The sequence below is a fragment of the Paraburkholderia sp. genome, assembly GCF_026225065.1.
Taxonomy (GTDB): domain Bacteria; phylum Pseudomonadota; class Gammaproteobacteria; order Burkholderiales; family Burkholderiaceae; genus Paraburkholderia.
Window position 1 is genome coordinate 1 of sequence record NZ_JAMFSB010000422.1, and the last position, 2120, is coordinate 2120.

At 62.4% G+C, this 2120-nt stretch carries 2 protein-coding genes; both read right to left on the reverse strand.

The window, feature by feature from the left end; translation table 11 throughout:
- Positions 1–38: 38 nt before the first annotated feature.
- Positions 39–695 (reverse strand): (2Fe-2S)-binding protein, encoded by a 657-nt coding sequence (locus tag M0954_RS28820; RefSeq protein WP_297356890.1) that lies wholly within the window; start codon positions 693–695, stop codon positions 39–41.
- Positions 692–2120 (reverse strand): molybdopterin cofactor-binding domain-containing protein (locus M0954_RS28825; RefSeq protein WP_297356892.1); only part of this gene is annotated, 1429 nt, incomplete at its 5' end. The genes M0954_RS28825 and M0954_RS28820, both read right to left, overlap by 4 nt.

Here is a 2120-nt window from a genome sequence, read left to right on the forward strand (position 1 = left end):
CGAGGTCTGCGCGCTCTGCGAGGTCAAGGAAAGGATCGTCATGCGGCATCCTTCACGAGTCCCGGCATCGTCAGCACGACTTCCTTGACCGCCTCGTAGTACCGCACATAGCCAGTACAGCGGCAGATGTGATCGTTCAGCGCCTCGGTGATGGTTTGCTCCACCTGGTCTCTCGCCACCGGATGGAGCTTGAGACGCTCAATCAGCACCGTCGCCGCGTTCACGAAGCCCGGTGTACAGTAGCCGCACTGAAAACTGAAGTGTTCGAGAAACTTCTGCTGGATCGGCGACAAGGCAACCACCTCGCCCTGCTCGTCGCGCTGTGCGTGGCCTTCGATCGTGCGAATCGACTTGCCGTCGAAGAAATTCGCGCCTGTGATGCACGTGCGGATTTCCCCACTCGTGCCATCCGGCTTATCGAGAATCACCACGCAGGCGTGACAGACGCCTTGACCGCAACCGAGGCGCGATCCAGTCAGGTGGAGATATTCGTGCAGCAGGTCGATCATCATCAGGCCGGACGGCACTTGCAGCGGTCCGACTTCCTGCCCGTTTACTTTCAGCGACACGGGTTGCGCACGGAATTGCGTCAACGGCCGTTCCACGACGGATGCGCTGCTCGCCGCAGCCGAGGCAGCAGCGGAGGCCGGTATGGCGCTAGTAGCGACACCGGAATTTTGATTAGGGGCCGTCATGCGAGCACCTCCTGAATTTTTTGCGGAGTGACCGGGAGGTCAGTAAAACGATGGCCAATGGCGTGCGCAATGCCGTTCACGATCGCGCCGACCACGGGGATCATCACAACTTCAGCGATGCCCTTGGGCGGATCGGTTTCGGTCAGCGGTGGCAGCACTTCGCCGGTCTGGGCCCAGACAGCAACATCCGTTGCGCGCGGTAACCGGTAGCGGTTGAAGTTCCACGTTCCGTTGCCGGGGCCGTCTTCATAGAGCGGCAGATATTCATGCAGTGCGTGGCCAATGCCCATGGCAAGACCGCCCTGCAATTGGCCCGATACGAGTTGCGGCGAGATCTGGTTGCCGCATTCCATGATCGAGTGATGAGTCAGCAGCTCGACCTTGCCGGTCGCTTCATGCACCGTGAGTTCGACCAGCGTGCCGACCGCGCTGTAGTACGTGACCGCGGCGTTGTTACGCTGCACGGGCGGAATGAACACGCGCTTTCGATTAAGCACGCGGTACTGATTCGGCGTGGTCTGCAGTTGCTTTTTATCGGTTCCAGCGTCGTCGCCGTAGCGCAGCGAGAGGCCATCAATGGGGAGACGCTCGACGCCGCCGTCGATCTCGAACTCCGCTTCGGCCCACTGCCAGCGATTGAATACGTGCACCGCCGCGCCCGTCACGAGGCCGAGTTCGTGCGCCTTCTTCGCGAGCTGCTCGAACGGCAGTGCTTCGAGACCGGCCGCCGACAGCTTGCCGTCGACCCAGCGTGCGTCCTCGATGCTCACCACCAGCGGCGCGGCCTGGCCGCCGCCGGTACCCTGACGCCAGATCGCCATAGCCGCCGGCCACAGACCGTGGGTAAAGACGACGCGAGCGGCCTCGCGCGTGCTGTGGGTGAAATAGAACACCGAGTTGGTCGCGCTCGACGGCGACGCATAACCCGGCGACCAGCGCGGATTGGCCGACAGCTTGTCCTGCTCGGCTTGCGACATGATGTACGGATCGCCGCTTGTGATGACCGGCAGATCGGGCCAATCGGTGACGGCGACGCGCACCTCGGTGGCAGGCTTGCCGAGCCATTTGGCTACAGCAATGGCTTGTGACGTGGACATGCCGGTGCCGATTTCGGCGGCGGTGTGATGCAGGCTGATCTTGCCGTCGGCGGTGAATTCGACCTTCGCCAGCGAGGTTTCCGCCCCTGTGCCGAAGTCCTTTTGCACGCACGCGAAACCGACGCCATAACGCTGGCCCGGATGCGTCAGTTCGAACTCGAGCTTCTGCTTCGCCCGATTCACCCACAGCGGATGCACCTGCGCCTTCTGCAGAACTTCGTCAACGCGGATCGCGCCGGCAGGCACCGCGCCCTGCGTGTTTTTCATGCCCGAGCGCAACGCGTTCTTCAGCCGGAAGTCGATCGGATCAACGCCAAGTTGTTCGGCG